The following is a 16,261-nucleotide window of genomic DNA, read 5'->3' as shown; positions in this document are numbered from 1 at the left end:
CCCCGCGCCCCTGACTGCCTCACCTCGTCCGCCTTCCGGGCATGAACGTGAACACCGCCGCTCCCAGCAGGACCGCCGTTCCCGCCACCAGGCCCAGGGACTTCAGGGCCGCGTGGTCGTCCGCGCCCGTCGCGGCCAGGCCGCCGCTGGTCGACCCGCCCGATGAAGAGCCGCCCGAACTCGACGAACCTCCCGACGCCCCGCCCTCCTGCTCCTCCGTCGTCAGGGTCAGGGAGACCTGCGTGCTGTCCGGTGTGCAGGTGGTCGTCGTGCCCAGGGCCTTGATCGTCAGGACACCCGGGGACAGCGTCGACTCACCCGTCGCCCCCGGCTTGTACGTGCCCGTCATGTCCGTGATCTCCATCGGGTCGCCCGTCTTGATGGGCTCGGAGTTGGTGGGGCCCTCGACGTGGACCGAGCCCGTGTCGGCGCCGCCCAGGACGACGTCCATGGAGGGCTTCACCGAGTCCGCGGGGATGTCGGCGGGGCTGTCCATCGGGGAGTTCTTGAACTGCACGGTGAGGCCGTAACTGCCGCCGTCCTTCTTGGCGTTGATCTGGATCGTGGAGGTGGCCTTCTTCTCCCCGATGGGCGACTGGCAGGTGTAGTCGATGTCGACCTGCTCGCCGGTGAAGTCGGTCTGCCCGTCGTCCGACGCGGTCGGGGTCGGGCTCCCGTCGTCGGTCGGCGTGCCGCTGTCGGTCGGCGTCGCGCTGTCGGTCGGGTCGGGCGACCCGGTCCCGGTCTCCGTGGGTGTCGGCGTCCCGTCGCCCTCGGCCACGTCGATGCTCGCCGCCTTCGGAACCGTCTCCGTCGGCGTGCACACCGTGTTGGTCCCCATCGCGTTCACCGTGTACGCGCCCGGCGTCAGCGTGAGTTCCCCGGCCGCCGTCAGTTTCAGCGTGCCCTTCATGTCGGACAGCACCATGTCGGAGCCCTTGGGGATGGCCGGGTTCTCGCGCGGCCCGGTCATGGCGATGTCGGCGCTCTGGGCGCCGGACGCCTTCAACGTGCCGGTCGGCTGCACCGAGTTGGCCGGCAGGTCGATGATGTTCGGGTTCTTGGACGCGGCCTGGGTGAACTTCCACACCACGTCGATCTCGTCACCGACCTTCGCCGTGGCCGGCGCGGTGATCTCGACCTTGGTGGTGCCGTCGACGGGGTCGAGTCCGACGCCGGCGGGCGGTACGCACCGGGTCGCGAACGACACCTCCGCAGCCTGGGCGGGCCCGGCGGCCAGGCCGAGGACCACGCCCGCCCCGGTCAGCGCCAGCACCAGGCCCGCCGCGCCCGTTCGTCTCGGCCCGCCGGCCGGTGGGACTCTCCTTCGCATGCTCACGTGGTTCCCTCTCTCGTGGGAGTCGTCGGACTCGTCGGGCTGTCGTCGTGCGGTGCGGAGAGCCGGCCACCGGCCGCGCCCGGATCCGCGTCCGGGGTGAACCACGGCAGGGTGGGCGTCGGGGTGGCCGCGTGCGCGGCCGTGGAGGGCTTGAATCCCGGCAGGCGCAGGGCGAGTTCGGGCAGTCGCGGTCCACGGCGCCGGACGGTCCCGGTGTGCCGCGGCCGGATCCGGTCCACGACGGCCATGCCGATGCGGAACAGCGCCGCCGGCACGACCAGGCAGACCAGGATCCAGAACAGGGTCACGCCCCAGGGCCGGCCTACGCCCCAGGGCTGTTCGGCGAGCACCTTGCCGCCGTACTCCAACGACACCGTGTAGTCGCCGTGCGCGCCGCCCGAGAGCTCGACGGGCAGTTCGATGCGGGCTTTCCCGCCCGGCCGGATCGTGCCGCGCCACTGCTGTTCGTCCCACTGCGGGGCGAACACGCCGTGCGCGGTGCCGACTTGGAAGACGGGATTCTTGACGTCGGAGGTGCCGATGTTTCCGACAGTGAAGACGAGGGTGCGGGTGGGGGGTGCCCCGAACCAGGTCAGCAGGCCTCCGGAGCCATCAAGGCGGGTGTCGGTGAGGACGGACAGCCGGCCGCCGGAGGTGTCCGCCGGGAGCGGTTCCACGGCGTGCCCGGCCACCTGGAAGATCGCGTCGGCCTCGGCCTTGGTCCCCGTCACGGTGGCCACGTGCACGACGCAGGGGCAGGGCACCGGCGGCTCCGAGACCGGCACCTTCTTGCTGAAGCGGCCGGCCGAGTCCGTGGTGACGGCCCGGCCGTCCGCGTTGGCACAGGAGTTGGTGCCCCCGGGGACCCCGCGCGAGGGCACGGCCTGTCCGCAGACGAGGATCATCAGCAGCGCCCGCTCGCGCCAGCCGTCGCCGCTCACGGTGATGGAACCACCGGTCCCCGCCTGGGACTTGGACAGCTTCACACTCGGTCCGTCCGCCGCGGCCGCCGTCCCGGCCAGGGGTGTGAACAGCAGCGCGAGCACCGCCGCCCACACCGCCACCCGCGCCTTGCCGTTCGGGCTCACGTCGTCACTCCCGTCAACTCGGCTTCCGCACACGGGGACTGGGGCAGGGGCCACGGGAGGGCCAGGGGCGGCGGGACACGTGCGGCGGACGGCATAAGCGGCTCCAGCGGGCTCCGGCAAAGGAGGGGTGTCACGCAGCATGGGCGGGTGCACGAAACCGGCCCGGGCAGGTCAGCGGCGTACGCGGGCCGCCTGGTTGCGCCGGGTCAGCCACAGCCCGCCCGCGGCGCCCGCGAGCAGCACCGTGCCGCCGAGCGTGCCGAGGGCGATCACCGAGTCCTCGGGGCCGGTCTGCGGGAGCGCCGCGCCCGGGTCGTCTGCGCCGCTGTCGCTCCCGGTGCCGCCGGACGAGCCCGAGGCTGCGGTGACGTCGAGGGTCAGCGCGGCGCCGGGACTGTTGGTCGGCGTGCACGTGGTCGTCGTACCGAGCGCCTTGATGGTGAGCACGCCGGGGGTGAAGGTGACCTTGCCGGACTTCTTCGGGGTGTACGTCCCGGTCAGGTCGTTGATCTTGATGGGGGTGTTGGCGGGCACGACGGCCTGGTTGGCCGGGCCCGTCACGTTCATCGTCCCGCTGTCCGCGCCGCCCAGCTTGATGGTGGCACTCGGGTTCATCGCGCCCTTGCCGAGATCGACCGGGCTGGAGGAGACCCCCTTCTGCCAGGACATGGTCATCCTGTAGCCGCTGCCGCTCTTGACGCCCTTGATGTCGATGGGCGAGACGGCGCTCTTGTCGCCGATCGGCGTCTTGCACTGGTAGTTGACGTTCACGACCTCGGCGTGGGCAGCGGGGGCGGTCATCAGCACCGCCGAGCCGGCCAGGGCCGCGATGGACGCGAGCACGGCGGTTCGTTTCGGGTATGACACGGTTCCGCTCCCCTTACTCGTTCCTGACGGCACATCAGATCGGCCGTCAAGGTACGCCGGGGCACCAGAGGAAGGAAGAGAAAGTAAGTGTCGGAACTGTGGGGACACAACCGGGCGGGAGCCGTCCGGCCGCCCGCCCGGTGTCAGGCGGGTGTTCCCAGTTCCGCCCACACGGTCTTGCCGACCGTCCCGGGAGTCCGTACGACCCCCCAGTCCAGGCAGAGCCGTTGCACGATGAACATGCCGTGCCCGCCGGGGCGTCCCGCCTGGTGCGGATTCCGCGGCGAGGGCTCCCCGCTGCCCGCGTCCGAGACCTCGATGCGGATCACCTTGTTGTCGCAGGAGAGCCACAACTGGTCGGGCCCCGCGGCATGCAGACAGGCGTTCGTCACCAGCTCGGAGACGACGAGCAGCACATCCTCGGCCGCGGCCCGCCGGTCCGCGGACGCCGCGGGCAGCCAGCCCCACGCGTACAACGCCTGCCGGGTGAAGTCGCGGGCGAGCGGAACGACCCCGCTCTCACCGTCGAAGCTCAGCCGGCGAACCTGCCGCCCCGTCGACACGTCGGCTTCGCCGCCTGGCTCCACGCTGGGCTCCGGGTCACGGTCGCCCGGCGAGCAGGGCCGGGTGGTGCTCATCAGCGCTTCACCTCACCGATTCACCGGTTCACGATTTGGAACGTCACTGCAAGGTCGCTCACCAAACAGTCAGTACGGATGTCTCCTGCCCGGGCGGACCGGTAGAACACCCCTCCATTCGGGACGTATGTCCGCCCTGGGGAAAGTGACACCTGGTGAGTGCCGGTCGCAGGAGACGAGCGGGGCGCGAGCGGGGGCACCTGGGCCGCCGCTCGACTCCCCGCCTCAGCCTCCGGTCCCGTCCGCCAGGGCCTCGTCGAGCGTGTCGTGCACGGTGAAGACCGCATCGGCCCCCGTGATCTCGAAGACCCGCGCCACGACGGGCAGCATGCCCGCAAGATGTACGCCACCCCCCGCCGCCTCGGCTTTCAGCCGCGCCCCCAGCAGCACGTTCAGCCCGGTGGAGTCACAGAACTCCAGCCGTGTGCAGTCGACGACGAGTCGGCTCGTTCCCTTGGCGAGGCAGGCCTCGAGTGGCTCACGCAACAAATCGGCCGTGTGGTGATCCAACTCACCTGCTGGAGTCACGACGGCGCTGGAGCCCTCTTGCCGCACCTCAACCAGAAGCCGGCCAGACTGTGCGCTGCCGACCGTCCCGCGGTCCATGCCGTCTCTCTCTCCCGACGTCGTGGCTGCTGTTGACGTCCTCGAACACTACGCCTTCTCCACACCCTCCGACACCCGAACAATCACACACAAACGGACATAACCACACAAAAGACACTTGCGGTCGGCTCGGGAAACCGGGTAGGGCTAGTACAGACACGTACTCGACACGGCCGGCTTTGGAGGCGCCGCACACCGCAGTGCACGAACTGGCTTCGGCAGCCATATGCCGAGAACGATGGAGGACATCATGTCACCCCGGCTCGACGCCTCGCATACCCATCAGGCGACGTCGACATCCCCCCCGGAACATCTGAATCCCATCGAGCAGGACAGCGAAGGCGATGTGCTCGCCGGGCTTCCGGACATCCCACCTTTCGAAGAGGTCGGGGCCGTGGATGCGCGCGCGCTCTCCAAGACCCTCTTCGCGCGGCTGGAGTCGCTGGAGGAGGGCACGCCCGAGTACTCGTACGTCCGTAACACGCTCGTCGAACTGAACCTCGCCCTGGTCAAGTTCGCAGCCTCCCGCTTCCGCTCCCGCAGTGAGCCGATGGAGGACATCATCCAGGTCGGCACCATCGGCCTGATCAAGGCGATCGATCGCTTCGAACTCAGCCGCGGAGTGGAGTTCCCCACTTTCGCGATGCCAACCATCGTGGGTGAGATCAAGCGGTTCTTCCGCGACACCTCGTGGTCGGTGCGGGTGCCGCGCCGCCTCCAGGAGCTCCGGCTCGACCTGGCGAAGGCCGGCGACGAGCTGGCCCAGAAGCTCGACCGCGCCCCGACGGTGGGCGAGCTCGCCGAGCGTCTGGGGCTGTCCAAGGACGAGGTCGTCGAGGGCATGGCCGCCTCCAACGCGTACACCGCCTCCTCACTGGACGCCCAGCCCGAGGAGGACGACTCCGAGGGCGCGCTGGCCGACCGGATCGGTTACGAGGACCACGGTCTCGAGGGCATCGAGTACGTCGAGTCCCTGAAGCCGCTGATCGCCGAACTCCCCTCCCGGGACCGTCAGATCCTCTCGCTGCGCTTCGTCGCGGGCATGACCCAGTCGGAGATCGGCGACGAACTCGGCATCTCGCAGATGCATGTCTCGCGCCTGCTCTCGCGCACGCTGGTACGGCTGCGCAAGGGGCTGACCGTCGAGGAGTGACGCGTCGGCACCACTGACCTGCGCGTGTGCCCGGTGTCCGGTGGGACACCGGGCACCGTGTGTTCGGGACGTCTCGCGGTTACCCGGCGAAACCCTTTCCCCAAGGGTTCGCTTCCCTCACTATGGTCCCTCACAGACTGGCCGGTACGTCAGGAGGAGGGTGCGCATGGGGCGGGCCGACGGGGCCGGAGACGGTGTGCACACCGGAGCGTCGGACGCCCGGCTCACCGAACTGCTGCGCGCCGACACCACCACCGCGTACACGGCCCTGCTGGAACTCCGCGGCCGCCACCAGCCCGCCGTCCTGGCCTACGCCCGCCTCTGCGCGGCCGGCGAGAGCTCCGCCCGGCAGCTGGCCGCGCAGACCTTCACGCTCGCGGCCCGGGAGACGGCCCGCGGCGTGGACCCCGGCGTCCCCTGGCGCCACCGGCTCCTGCTGCTGACGGCCCGGTCGGCGGCGGAGTGGGCCGGGGACCAGCGGGCGGCCGGCCTGGACCCGAACGTCCTCCTGCTCCTGAACACGGCCGCGCCGGGAAGCCCGGTGCCGCCCATGCTCGCCGCCTTCGCGTCCCTCCCGGCCCGCACCCAGGGCCTCGTCTGGTACGGCCTCGTGGAGGCCGAGCCGGAACACCGCACCGCCGACCATCTGGGCCTCACCCGCGCGGACGTGGTCCACGGCACCGAGGGGGCCCTGCAGTCCCTGGCCCGGACGTGTCTGAAGCTCCGCCTCGCCGCCTCCGACGACCCGAGCTGCGCCGACTTCCACCGCCTCATCGAGGAGTCCGTACGACCGGACAGCCCGCGGGTCAGCACCGACCTGCACGCCCACATGGCGCACTGCCCGCACTGCACGGCGGCACACGAGGAACTCTGCGCTCTGCGGGACACCCCGAGGGTGGCACTGGCGGAGGGGCTGCTGCCCTGGGGCGGTACGGCGTACGCGGGGCGGAGCGCGGATGAGCCGGCGGCGCCATCACGGGTGAAGTCCCGTACACTGTCCGGTACTGGGCCGCGTCCACGTCGACTCGTGCTGGCCTCGGCGGCGCTGGGGGTGGCGCTGGCGCCGCTGCTGCTGTTCCTGGTGGCGCGGGGCGGCGACGGGCCGTCCGGGGCATCGGCCTCCGCCTCGGCGAGCGGCACGCTGCCGGGTCCGCCGCAGGTGACGGTGACGACGACGGTCTCGCCCTCCCTTTCGCCCTCGCCCACCCTCTCCGCGACGAGCAGGCCGCCCTCACCGTCCCCGTCGAGGAGCTCGGCACCGCCCCGGCGGAGGAGCCCACCCCCCTTCCGCCCGCCGGGCGGCTCCTACGCCCAGGTGGTCAACGTCTCCACGGCCCGTTGCCTGGACGTCTCCGGCGACTTCGCCGACGGCACGGACGTCGTCACGGCCCCCTGCACCTCGGCCCGCTCACAGCGCTGGCGCGTCGACACCGCCCGCGGTGTCCTCCAGTCCTTGGCCGACCCCGGCTTCTGCCTCGACAGCCGCGGCGACGTCGACAAGGGCCTCGGCATCTGGTCCTGCGACTCGGCCGAGGGCGACCACGGCGACAACCTGCGCTTCACGGTCGACTCGGACGGGGTGATCCGCCCGGCGATCGCCATCGCGACGGCGGTGACGCCGGGGGGCGGTGACGGACTCTCGGTGGAGCCGCTGACCGGGGGTGCGGGGCAGCGGTGGCGGGCGGGGGCGTCGTAGGGGCGGCCGCCGTCAGACCACGCGGGTGCCCCGCCGCCACACCCCGCTGACCAGCGGCACCCCCGGCCGGTACGCCAGGTGCACATGGCTCGGGGCGTCGAGGAGGATCAGGTCGGCGTAGGCGCCGGGGGTGATGCGGCCGACGTCCTCGCGCCGCAGGGCCGCCGCGCCGCCCGCCGTGGCCGACCAGAGGGCCTCGTCCGGGGTCATCCCCATGTCCCGTACCGCGAGCGCGATGCAGAAGGGGACGGAGGAGGTGAAGGACGAGCCGGGGTTGCAGTCCGTGGAGAGGGCGACCGTGACCCCCGCGTCCAGCAGGCGGCGGGCGTCCGGCCACTGGGCCCGCGTCGAGAACTCGGCGCCGGGCAGCAGGGTGGCCACGGTCGCGCTGTTGGCCAGGGCGTCGACGTCCGCGTCGGTGAGGTGGGTGCAGTGGTCGGCGCTGGCCGCGTCGAGTTCGACCGCGAGCTGGACTCCCGGGCCGTAGGAGAGCTGGTTGGCGTGGATGCGCGGATGCAGGCCCTTCGCCTTGCCGGCGGTGAGGATCGCGCGGGCCTGGTCGCCGTCGAAGGCGCCCTTCTCGCAGAAGACGTCGATCCAACGGGCGTACGGGGCGCAGGCGTCGAGCATCTCGCCGGTGACGAGGGAGACGTAGGCCGCCGGGTCGTCGGCGTGGTCCGGGGACACGATGTGGGCGCCGAGGTAGGTGACCTCGTCGGTGTGCGCGGCGGCGATGCGCAGGGCCCGCGACTCGTCCTCGACCGTCAGGCCGTAGCCGGACTTGGTCTCGAAGGTCGTCGTGCCCTGGCGCAGGGCCTCGTCGAGGTAGCGGGTGAGGTTGCGTTCGAGTTCCTCGTCGCTCGCCGCCCGTGTCGCCGCGACCGTGGTGCGGATGCCGCCCGCGCTGTAGGTCCGGCCGGACATGCGGGCGTTGAACTCCTGGGTGCGGTCGCCCGCGAAGACGAGATGGCTGTGGGAGTCGACGAAGCCGGGGAGGACGGCCCTCCCACCTGCGTCGACCCGATTGTCAGTGGCGGGTGCTTTGCTTTGATCACCGGTCCACACGACGCGGTCGCCCTCGATGACGACGGCCGCGTCCTGGATCAGTCCGAGGGGGGATCCCTCACCGAAGGAGGGGTTGTTGGTGACCAGGGTCGCGATGTTGGTGATGAGCGTGCTGGCGGTGCTCGCGGAGTGGGCGGGGCTGACGGTCGTCGCGTTGCTCATGGCGTCCTCGGTGGCCTGGTCGGCGGTGGGGGCGGGTTCGCTGCCCGGGTTCCGGCGCTTCATCCGCGCAGGGCTGCTACGGCGTCCGCCAGGGCTTTCGGGACATCCGGTACGAGAGCGTGGACCCCGTCCCGTACGACGTGCCGACCCCCCACCACCGTGTGCGACACGTCTGCTGCCGACGCAGCGAATACGGCCGTCTCGGCCCCGAGCCGCGGAAGCGGCCCTGCCGTCCTGACCGTGTCGAGGGCGATGGTGGTGAAGTCGGCGAGCGCGCCGGTCTCCAGGGTGCCCGCGCCGTCCCAGCCGAGGGCCGCGTGGCCGTCGGCCGAGGCCGCCCGCAGCAGGGCGGCCGCCGTCCAGTGACCTCGCCTGCGGGTGCGCAGGCGCTCGTCGAGCTCCATCGCGCGTGCCTCTTCGAGCAGGTCGATGACGGCGTGGCTGTCGGAGCCGAGGGAGAGCGGGGAGCCGGCCCTCTGGAGGGCGACGGCCGGTCCGATGCCGTCCGCCAGGTCCCGTTCGGTCGTCGGGCACATGCAGGTGCCGGTGCCGCTGTCGCCGATCAGGGCGATGTCCTCGTCGGTGAGGTGGGTGTTGTGGACACCGGTGGTACGGGGGCCCAGGACTCCGTGCTCGGCGAGGAGCCGGGTGGGCGTGCACCCGTGGGCCTCACGGCAGGCGTCGTTCTCGGCGGTCTGCTCGGACAGGTGGACGTGGAGCGGGGCCCGCCGCTCCTCGGCCCACCGCGCCACGGTCGCCAACTGGTCGGCGGGCACGGCCCGTACGGAGTGGATCGCCGCACCGATCCTCGCGTGATCCCGGTCCTTGAGAACTGAACAGCGTTCGGCCCATTCCTGAGCCGTCCCGTCGGAGAAGCGCAACTGGTGGGTGTTCGGGGGCTGTCCGAAGCCGGAGGAAAGGTAGGCGGTGTCGAGGAGGGTGATGCGGACACCGGCTTCGGCGGCGGCCTCGATCAGTGCCTCGCCCATCGCGTTGGGGTCGGCGTAACGGGTGCCGCCGTGGGCGTGGTGCACGTAGTGGAACTCACCGACCGCCGTCACGCCGGCCAGCGCCATCTCGGCGTACACGGCGCGGGCCAGCGCGTGGTAGGTCTCCGGCGTCAGCTTGTCGGAGAACGAGTACATGACCTCGCGCCAGGTCCAGAAGGTCCCGGAACCGACCTGGACCGTGCCGCGCAGGGCGCGGTGGAAGGCGTGCGAGTGGGCGTTCGCCAGTCCCGGGAGCGTCAGTCCGCGCAGGATCTCGGCGCCGGGCGGCGGGGTGTCGGTGTCCGTTCGGACGGCGCTGATACGGCCGTCCTGTACGGACACGGCCACGCCCGGCTCGACGTGGGTGTCGAGCCAGGCGTGCTCCAGCCAGTAGGTCTTCGGTGTCACCGGCAGGCCAGCCCTTCCAGTACGTCGGCGAGCGCGAGGACCCCGGCCACGCAGTCGTCCTCGGCGGCGAACTCCGCCGGGGAGTGCGAGACGCCGGTGGGGTTGCGCACGAACAGCATGGCGGTCGGAATGCTCCCGGAGAGGATTCCGGCGTCGTGTCCGGCGCCGGTGCCGAGGACGGGCACTTTGAGGTCGGCGTCGGCGCCCAGGACGCGGGCGAGTTCGTCACGCAGGGCGTGGTCGAACTCGACGACGGGGGTGAAGGACTCCCGGACGACGTCGAGGGCAATGCCGTGGGCGTCGGCGTACTCCCTGGCCGCCTTCTCGATACCGGCGACCACCTGGTCCAGGCTCTCCTGGTCGGCGGCGCGGGAGTCGAGCCAGCCGCGCACCAGGGAGGGGATGGCGTTGACGCCGTTCGGCTCGACGGAGATCTTGCCGAAGGTGGCGACGGCACCGGCGAGTTCGGCCTCGCGACGGGCGGCGAGCACGGTCTCGGCGTACGACAGCATCGGGTCGCGCCGGTCCACGAGGCGGGTGGTGCCGGCGTGGTTGGCCTCGCCCCGGAAGTCGAACCTCCAGCGCCCGTGCGGCCAGATGGCGCTGGCGATGCCGACCCGGTCGCCGGACAGGTCCAGCGCGCGGCCCTGCTCGACGTGCAGTTCGACGAAGGCGCCGATGCGGGCGAGCCGTTCGGGGTCGGCTCCGATGCGGTCGGGGTCGTGTCCGGCGGCCTCCATGGCCTGCGGGAGCGTGATCCCCTCACCGTCGGTCAGGCGGTGCGCCTGCTCGACGGTGAGCTGCCCGGCGGTGAGCCGCGACCCGACACAGGCGAGGCCGAACCGGGCCCCCTCCTCGTCGCCGAAGTTGACGATGGCGAGGGGCTTGTCGAACTCGGCGCGCCGCGCCCGGAGTTCGTCCAGCGCGGCGAAGGAGGACACGACCCCGAGGGGCCCGTCGAAGGCCCCTCCGTCGGGTACGGAGTCGAGATGCGACCCGGTGACGACGGCGTCCCCGGCGGCCGGATCCCCGAGCCAGGCCCACTGGTTGCCGTTCCGGTCGACCTCGTAGGTCAGTCCCCGGGTCTCGGCCTGCTCCTTGAACCAGGCCCGGCAGTCGGTGTCCGCACCGGTCCAGGCGAACCGGCGGTAGCCGTGGGAGTCGGGGTGCCGACCGATGGGGAGCAGCTCGCGCCACATCTGGTGGAAGGAGGATGCGCTGCGGCCCTGAGCCGTCGCGGAATCGGCGCCCGCCGTCACTCCGAGTCACCCTCGCGCATCGGCACCCGCACGCCCCGCTCGTCGGCGACGGACTCCGCGATGTCGTACCCCGCGTCCACGTGACGGATCACACCCATCCCCGGGTCGTTCGTCAGCACCCGCCGGACCTTCTCCCCGCCCAGCTTCGTACCGTCGGCCACCGTCACCTGCCCGGCGTGCAGGGACCGTCCCATGCCCACGCCACCGCCATGGTGAATGGACACCCAGGACGCGCCCGAAGCCACGTTGACCATGGCGTTCAGCAGCGGCCAGTCGGCGATCGCGTCGGACCCGTCGAGCATGGCCTCGGTCTCCCGGTAGGGCGAGGCGACCGACCCGGCGTCCAGGTGGTCGCGCCCGATCGCCAGCGGCGCGGCGAGCTCCCCGCTCGCCACCATGTCGTTGAACCGCTCGCCTGCCTTGTCCCGCTCGCCGTAGCCCAGCCAGCAGATACGGGCGGGCAGGCCCTGGAAGTGGACCCGCTCACCGGCCAGCTTGATCCAGCGGGCGAGGGACTCGTTCTCGGGGAACAGTTCCAGGATCGCCTTGTCGGTCTTGGCGATGTCGGACGCCTCACCCGACAGCGCGGCCCAGCGGAAGGGGCCCTTGCCCTCGCAGAACAGCGGCCGGATGTAGGCGGGGACGAAACCGGGGAATGCGAACGCCCGGTCGTAACCGGCGAGTTGGGCCTCGCCGCGGATGGAGTTGCCGTAGTCGAACACCTCGGCCCCGGCGTCCATGAAGCCGACCATGGCCTCGACGTGCCGGGCCATGGACTCACGGGCACGGGTGGTGAAGCCCGCCGGGTCCTTGGCGGCGGCGTCGGCCATGTCCTCGAAGTCGATGCCCACCGGGAGATACGCCAGCGGGTCGTGCGCCGAGGTCTGGTCCGTGACGATGTCGATGGGGGCGCCCTCGGCGAGCATGCGCGGCAGCAGTTCGGCCGCGTTGCCGAGGAGGCCGATGGAGAGCGGGCGGCGCGCGTCGCGGGCCTCGACGGCCAGCTCCAACGCGTGGCGCAGGTTGTCAGCCTTGACGTCGAGGTAGCGGTGCTCGATGCGGCGCTCGATGGCGCGCGGGTCGACGTCGATGCAGATCGCGACGCCGTCGTTCATGGTCACCGCGAGGGGCTGGGCGCCGCCCATGCCGCCGAGGCCGGCGGTGAGGGTGATCGTCCCGGCGAGGGTGCCGCCGAACTTCTTGGCGGCGACGGCCGCGAAGGTCTCGTAGGTGCCCTGGAGGATGCCCTGGGTGCCGATGTAGATCCAGGAACCGGCGGTCATCTGCCCGTACATGGTCAGCCCCAGCTGCTCGAGACGCCGGAACTCCTCCCAGTTCGCCCAGTCGCCCACCAGGTTGGAGTTGGCGATCAGGACGCGCGGGGCCCACTCGTGGGTCTGCATGACGCCGACCGGACGGCCGGACTGGACCAGCATGGTCTCGTCCTGCTTGAGGGTGCGCAGGGTGCGGACCATCGCGTCGAAGGAGCGCCAGTCACGGGCCGCCTTGCCGGTGCCGCCGTAGACGACGAGCTTGTCGGGGTGCTCGGCGACCTCGGGGTCGAGGTTGTTCTGGAGCATCCGCAGGGCGGCTTCCTGCTGCCATCCCAGGGCGCTCAGTTCCGTACCGCGCGGCGCTCGTACGGGGCGGGGTCCTGACATGGTCTGCCTCCTGGGGCTGTGGTCACGGCCTGTTGCTGTCGATATTCACATACTCGCGTTCTGAATAGAACTAGTCAATACGTTCTCGCGTCAGCGTGAGTGGGGCAGGGATGTTCCGCAGGACGGCCGAGGACGCCCGGGCGCGGGCGACAACGTGGCCTTCGACAGGCAGGAGACGTGGTGGACGAGTACGGCAACTCCGGTGAGGAACGGGCCGCGCGCCGGGACGAGGCGGTGCGCGCGGCCGTGGAGCAGGGTCTGCTGGGACCGGACTCCCCCATCGTCGGGCTTCTCGACGTCACCGGCATCCGGAGGTCGGCCGCGGAGCTCCGCGCGGCCTTCGACGAGGTCACCGCACCCGGCACCCCGGTACTGCATGCGTTCGCGGTGAAGGCGACCCCGCTGGTGCCGGTGCTGCGGCTGCTGCGCGAGGAGGGCATCGGCGCGGAGGTGGCGAGCCCGGGCGAGCTGGCCCTGGCGCGGGCGGCGGGGATTTCCCCGGCCCGGACCGTCCTCGACTCGCCCGCCAAGACACCGGCCGAGCTCAGGGAGGCGCTGGCGCTGGGGATCGCCGTCAACGCGGACAACCCGCAGGAGCTGGACCGCATCGACGGCCTCGTCCGGTCGGCCGTCAGCCGCTCCCCGCTCGGGATCCGCGTCAACCCGCAGATCGGCGGCGGTTCCATCGGGGCGACCTCCACTGCCACGGCGACCTCGAAGTTCGGGGTGGCGCTGCGGGACGAGGGGGCGCGGGAGTGGGTTGTGCGCGCCTGCGCGGAGCGGCCCTGGCTGAGCCGGCTGCACGCGCACACCGGCTCGCAGGGCGTCCCGCTCGACCTGATGGTCAGGGGCGTCGAGGAGACGTACGCGCTCGCCGAGGAGATCAACCGGCGCATCGGGCGGCCGCAGATCGACACGATCGACATCGGCGGCGGGCTGCCGGTGAACTTCGCCTCGGACGTGACGACGCCGACGTACCGGGAGTACGCCCGGGCGCTCAGGGCCGGGGTCCCGGGGCTGTTCGACGGGCGGTACGGGCTGGTGACCGAGTTCGGGCGGTCGCTGCTGGCCGAGCACGGCACGATCGTGGCGCGGGTGGAGTACGCCAAGAGCGCGGGCGGGCGGCCGGTCGCGGTGACGCACGCGGGCGTGCAGGTGGCGACGCGGACGGTGTACGCGCCGGGGTCGTGGCCGCTCAGGATCGCGGCGTACGACGGCAAGGGACGGCCCAAGAGCGGGCCCGAGGTGGTGCAGGACGTGGCGGGACCCGCCTGCTTCGCGGGCGACCTGCTGGCCGAGGGGCGCGCGCTGCCGCTCCTGGGCCAGGGGGACTACGCGGCGGCGCTGGACACGGGCGCGTACTACTTCGCGCACCACTACGCGTACAACTCGCTCGCCCGGCCGGGCATCCACGGCTTCGCACCTGATGCGGCGGGACGCGTCGCGTTCGCGACCGTGCGGGAACCGCAGACGCTCGCCGAGATCGTGGCCGAGTCCGGTGGGGCGCACGCCGAGGCGCTCACCACCCTTCGCGCACCCTGGAGCCGTTGACGCACACCCCCGGGGCCACTGATCACATTGCCTGTAAAACAAGGCAAGTTGACCCACTCTAGCCACCCTGAGCATGTTCCACCGGAAAATGCCAGATCCCTCACCCCTCACGCACACGTTGCGTAGTTTCGGCGTCACTCAGCCGAACCCCAGGCGGGAGGGGAGCCACGGTGCAGGGAATCGACGAGTGCCTGCTGGAAGCCATGCGACTGCCGGGTGCGCGGGGCGCCGCGCTGGTCGACTGGACCAGCGGGCTGGCGCTGGGCGTCGTGGGGGAATCCCCCGGCGGCGACCAGGAGGCGGCCGCCGCGGAGGCCGCCGAGCTCGCCCGGCTGGCCGCCGAGCAGCGCGCCTTCGCCTCCGGGAGCTCCGCCACCGGGGCGGGCGCCGCGGGGGACGAACCGGACCCTCCTGTGGAGGATCTGATCCTCAGCAACAGGGACAGCTACCACGTCCTGCGCTTCGTGCCGACGTCCTTCGACAGCAGCGTGTTCCTGCACCTGTGGCTGGCCCGCGCGGAGGGCAATCTCGCGCTGGCCCGGATCCGGCTCGGCGAGATGGCCGGACGGCTGGAGCTCGGATGACGACGGTCCGGACCACTCCCACCACCCCACCGCCCCGTCTGCCGGTCCGTGACAAGGCGGCGGCGCTGGGCCGCGGCTGGGGCGGCGTCTCCCCCATGCTGACCCGGCTGGCCGCCGAGCGCGCCACCGGTGTCCTGGTGCGCGAGCGCGGCACGCTGCACCTCGCCGACGGCAAGGTGGTGCACGCCGAGAGCCCGGCCGCCCCCGGCGCCCACGTCCTCCTCGCCGCCCACGGCACCCTCGACTCCGAGGTCTGGCGCCGGGCCCTGGCCGAGAGCGCGGCGAGCGCCGCGGGTGCCGCGGGTGCCGGAAGCCCGGGGAGCACCGGGCTCGTCGGAACCGGAGCCCATCGCCTCACCGGCGCGGACGTCGTGCACCACGCGGGCCGCCGGCTGGTCGAGGACGGGCTGCTCACCCCGGGCGCCCTGGAGATGTGCCGGCTGACCGCGCTGTACGACGCGGCGTACTTCGCGCTCGCCCCGAGCAGCACCCCGGGCCGCTTCCGCTACGGCACCGAGGACGACCCCGGCAACCCCGGCGACCACACCCCGGGCCCCGGCAGCGAGCCCGGCGGTGTACAAGACGGCGGACCCGACGCCACGCCCACCCCCGTCGACACGCTCACCGGCCCCGGCATCCCGCACCCCGTCCCGGTCGCCGACCTCGAGCGGGAGACGCTGCGGCGGCGTGACCTGCTGCACCGCATCTGGCCGCACGCTCTGCCGGACGAGGTGCCGCTGATCCGCGAGTACCACCCGGCGCCCCCGGTGCTCCCGGCCCGGCGACAGGCGGTCCTGGCCCTCGTGGACGGCATCCGCACGGCGTCGGACATCGCCCGCGAACTGGGCCGCCCGGCGTTCCACACCCTGGTGGACATACGGCGGCTGGTGGCGGCCGGGGCCGTCTCGCCGTGCCCGCTGCCCGGCCCGCTGTCCGAGGCGATGGCCGGGCCGTGGTCGGGAGCACCGCCCGAGCCGATGTCCGGACCGATGCGCGGACCGCTGCCCGGACGGATGCCCGGACCGATGCCGGGACCGATGCCGGGACCGCCGACCGGCCCGGAAGTCACCCGTCCCCCCGTCGATCTCACCGGCAGCGTCGCGCCCGTCGATCCCCACATCACGTTGCTGAAGAGGCTCAGGGATGCGCTGGAGGCCCTTTGAACGGCAGCGGTTCCGCGCCGAGAGGAGAGACC

The 16,261-nt window shown here is 72.1% G+C and carries 14 protein-coding genes; 5 read left to right on the top strand and 9 right to left on the bottom strand.

Annotated features, from left to right (window positions below):
• Nucleotides 1–19: 19 nt before the first annotated feature.
• From ACFYRX_RS37910 to ACFYRX_RS37890, 5 genes are all read right to left on the bottom strand, one after another.
• The gene (locus tag ACFYRX_RS37910; RefSeq protein WP_389110218.1) at nucleotides 20–1,333 is read right to left on the bottom strand and encodes a hypothetical protein; all 1,314 of its coding nucleotides are present in this window, start codon (nucleotides 1,331–1,333) and stop codon (nucleotides 20–22) included.
• A 2-nt stretch (nucleotides 1,334–1,335) separates the two neighbouring features.
• Nucleotides 1,336–2,427, bottom strand: a complete 1,092-nt coding sequence (locus ACFYRX_RS37905) for a hypothetical protein (protein ID WP_389110215.1) — start codon at nucleotides 2,425–2,427, stop codon at nucleotides 1,336–1,338.
• Nucleotides 2,428–2,598: 171 nt separating this feature from the next.
• Entirely contained in the window at nucleotides 2,599–3,294 is a 696-nt protein-coding gene (locus ACFYRX_RS37900) for an LPXTG cell wall anchor domain-containing protein (protein WP_389110213.1), read from the bottom strand.
• A gap of 143 nt (nucleotides 3,295–3,437) precedes the next feature.
• The gene (locus ACFYRX_RS37895) at nucleotides 3,438–3,932 is read right to left on the bottom strand and encodes an ATP-binding protein (RefSeq protein WP_389110210.1); all 495 of its coding nucleotides are present in this window, start codon (nucleotides 3,930–3,932) and stop codon (nucleotides 3,438–3,440) included.
• 225 nt (nucleotides 3,933–4,157) lie between these two features.
• Nucleotides 4,158–4,538 carry an STAS domain-containing protein gene (locus ACFYRX_RS37890; RefSeq protein WP_389110208.1) on the bottom strand — a complete coding sequence of 127 codons (381 nt, stop codon included), beginning with the start codon at nucleotides 4,536–4,538 and terminating at the stop codon, nucleotides 4,158–4,160.
• A gap of 238 nt (nucleotides 4,539–4,776) precedes the next feature.
• On the opposite strand from ACFYRX_RS37890, the gene ACFYRX_RS37885 reads away from it, so the two are divergent.
• Complete coding sequence (locus tag ACFYRX_RS37885; protein WP_389110205.1) at nucleotides 4,777–5,691, top strand: RNA polymerase sigma factor SigF; 915 nt, start codon at nucleotides 4,777–4,779, stop codon at nucleotides 5,689–5,691.
• Nucleotides 5,692–5,857: 166 nt separating this feature from the next.
• Nucleotides 5,858–7,387 carry a ricin-type beta-trefoil lectin domain protein gene (locus ACFYRX_RS37880; protein ID WP_389110203.1) on the top strand — a complete coding sequence of 510 codons (1,530 nt, stop codon included), beginning with the start codon at nucleotides 5,858–5,860 and terminating at the stop codon, nucleotides 7,385–7,387.
• 12 nt (nucleotides 7,388–7,399) lie between these two features.
• On the opposite strand, the gene hutI is transcribed toward ACFYRX_RS37880, so the two are convergent.
• Genes hutI through hutU form a run of 4 tightly spaced genes read right to left on the bottom strand, consistent with a single transcriptional unit; the run spans nucleotide 7,400 to nucleotide 12,931 of the window.
• Nucleotides 7,400–8,677: an imidazolonepropionase gene (gene hutI, locus ACFYRX_RS37875; RefSeq protein WP_389110200.1), complete on the bottom strand. Its 1,278-nt coding sequence runs from the start codon at nucleotides 8,675–8,677 to the stop codon at nucleotides 7,400–7,402.
• Nucleotides 8,674–10,011 carry a formimidoylglutamate deiminase gene (locus ACFYRX_RS37870; protein WP_389110197.1) on the bottom strand — a complete coding sequence of 446 codons (1,338 nt, stop codon included), beginning with the start codon at nucleotides 10,009–10,011 and terminating at the stop codon, nucleotides 8,674–8,676. Before ACFYRX_RS37870 ends, hutI begins: the two co-directional genes overlap by 4 nt.
• The gene (locus ACFYRX_RS37865) at nucleotides 10,008–11,210 is read right to left on the bottom strand and encodes an allantoate amidohydrolase (RefSeq protein ID WP_389110378.1); all 1,203 of its coding nucleotides are present in this window, start codon (nucleotides 11,208–11,210) and stop codon (nucleotides 10,008–10,010) included. Before ACFYRX_RS37865 ends, ACFYRX_RS37870 begins: the two co-directional genes overlap by 4 nt.
• 56 nt (nucleotides 11,211–11,266) lie before the next feature.
• On the bottom strand, nucleotides 11,267–12,931 hold the full coding sequence (hutU, locus tag ACFYRX_RS37860; protein ID WP_389110194.1) for a urocanate hydratase: 1,665 nt from the start codon (nucleotides 12,929–12,931) through the stop codon (nucleotides 11,267–11,269).
• Between the two features lie 180 nt (nucleotides 12,932–13,111).
• On the opposite strand from hutU, the gene ACFYRX_RS37855 reads away from it, so the two are divergent.
• The 3 genes from ACFYRX_RS37855 (at nucleotide 13,112) to ACFYRX_RS37845 (ending at nucleotide 16,229) form a co-directional block, all read left to right on the top strand.
• On the top strand, nucleotides 13,112–14,482 hold the full coding sequence (locus ACFYRX_RS37855; RefSeq protein ID WP_389110191.1) for a diaminopimelate decarboxylase: 1,371 nt from the start codon (nucleotides 13,112–13,114) through the stop codon (nucleotides 14,480–14,482).
• 170 nt (nucleotides 14,483–14,652) lie between these two features.
• Nucleotides 14,653–15,066, top strand: coding sequence for a hypothetical protein (locus ACFYRX_RS37850; RefSeq protein WP_389110188.1), 414 nt, complete (start codon nucleotides 14,653–14,655; stop codon nucleotides 15,064–15,066).
• The gene (locus ACFYRX_RS37845) at nucleotides 15,063–16,229 is read left to right on the top strand and encodes a hypothetical protein (protein WP_389110186.1); all 1,167 of its coding nucleotides are present in this window, start codon (nucleotides 15,063–15,065) and stop codon (nucleotides 16,227–16,229) included. The genes ACFYRX_RS37850 and ACFYRX_RS37845 overlap by 4 nt, the downstream gene beginning before the upstream one ends.
• The last annotated feature ends 32 nt before the right edge of the window (nucleotides 16,230–16,261 follow it).

Origin of the sequence: Streptomyces sp. NPDC005374 (assembly GCF_042872225.1) — a bacterium.
In the GTDB taxonomy this organism is placed as follows: domain Bacteria; phylum Actinomycetota; class Actinomycetes; order Streptomycetales; family Streptomycetaceae; genus Streptomyces.
Note: the sequence above shows the minus strand (reverse complement) of the source record. Positions and strands in the feature narration are given on the sequence as shown.

Coding starts and splice junctions, on each gene's coding strand:
- ACFYRX_RS37845 (WP_389110186.1), top strand. CDS start 15,063: ATGACGACGGTCCGGACCACTCCCACCACCCCACCGCCCCGTCTGCCG.
- ACFYRX_RS37865 (WP_389110378.1), bottom strand. CDS start 11,210: ATGTGGCGCGAGCTGCTCCCCATCGGTCGGCACCCCGACTCCCACGGC.
- hutU (WP_389110194.1), bottom strand. CDS start 12,931: ATGTCAGGACCCCGCCCCGTACGAGCGCCGCGCGGTACGGAACTGAGC.
- ACFYRX_RS37880 (WP_389110203.1), top strand. CDS start 5,858: ATGGGGCGGGCCGACGGGGCCGGAGACGGTGTGCACACCGGAGCGTCG.
- ACFYRX_RS37895 (WP_389110210.1), bottom strand. CDS start 3,932: ATGAGCACCACCCGGCCCTGCTCGCCGGGCGACCGTGACCCGGAGCCC.
- ACFYRX_RS37910 (WP_389110218.1), bottom strand. CDS start 1,333: ATGCGAAGGAGAGTCCCACCGGCCGGCGGGCCGAGACGAACGGGCGCG.
- hutI (WP_389110200.1), bottom strand. CDS start 8,677: ATGAAGCGCCGGAACCCGGGCAGCGAACCCGCCCCCACCGCCGACCAG.
- ACFYRX_RS37890 (WP_389110208.1), bottom strand. CDS start 4,538: ATGGACCGCGGGACGGTCGGCAGCGCACAGTCTGGCCGGCTTCTGGTT.
- ACFYRX_RS37885 (WP_389110205.1), top strand. CDS start 4,777: ATGGAGGACATCATGTCACCCCGGCTCGACGCCTCGCATACCCATCAG.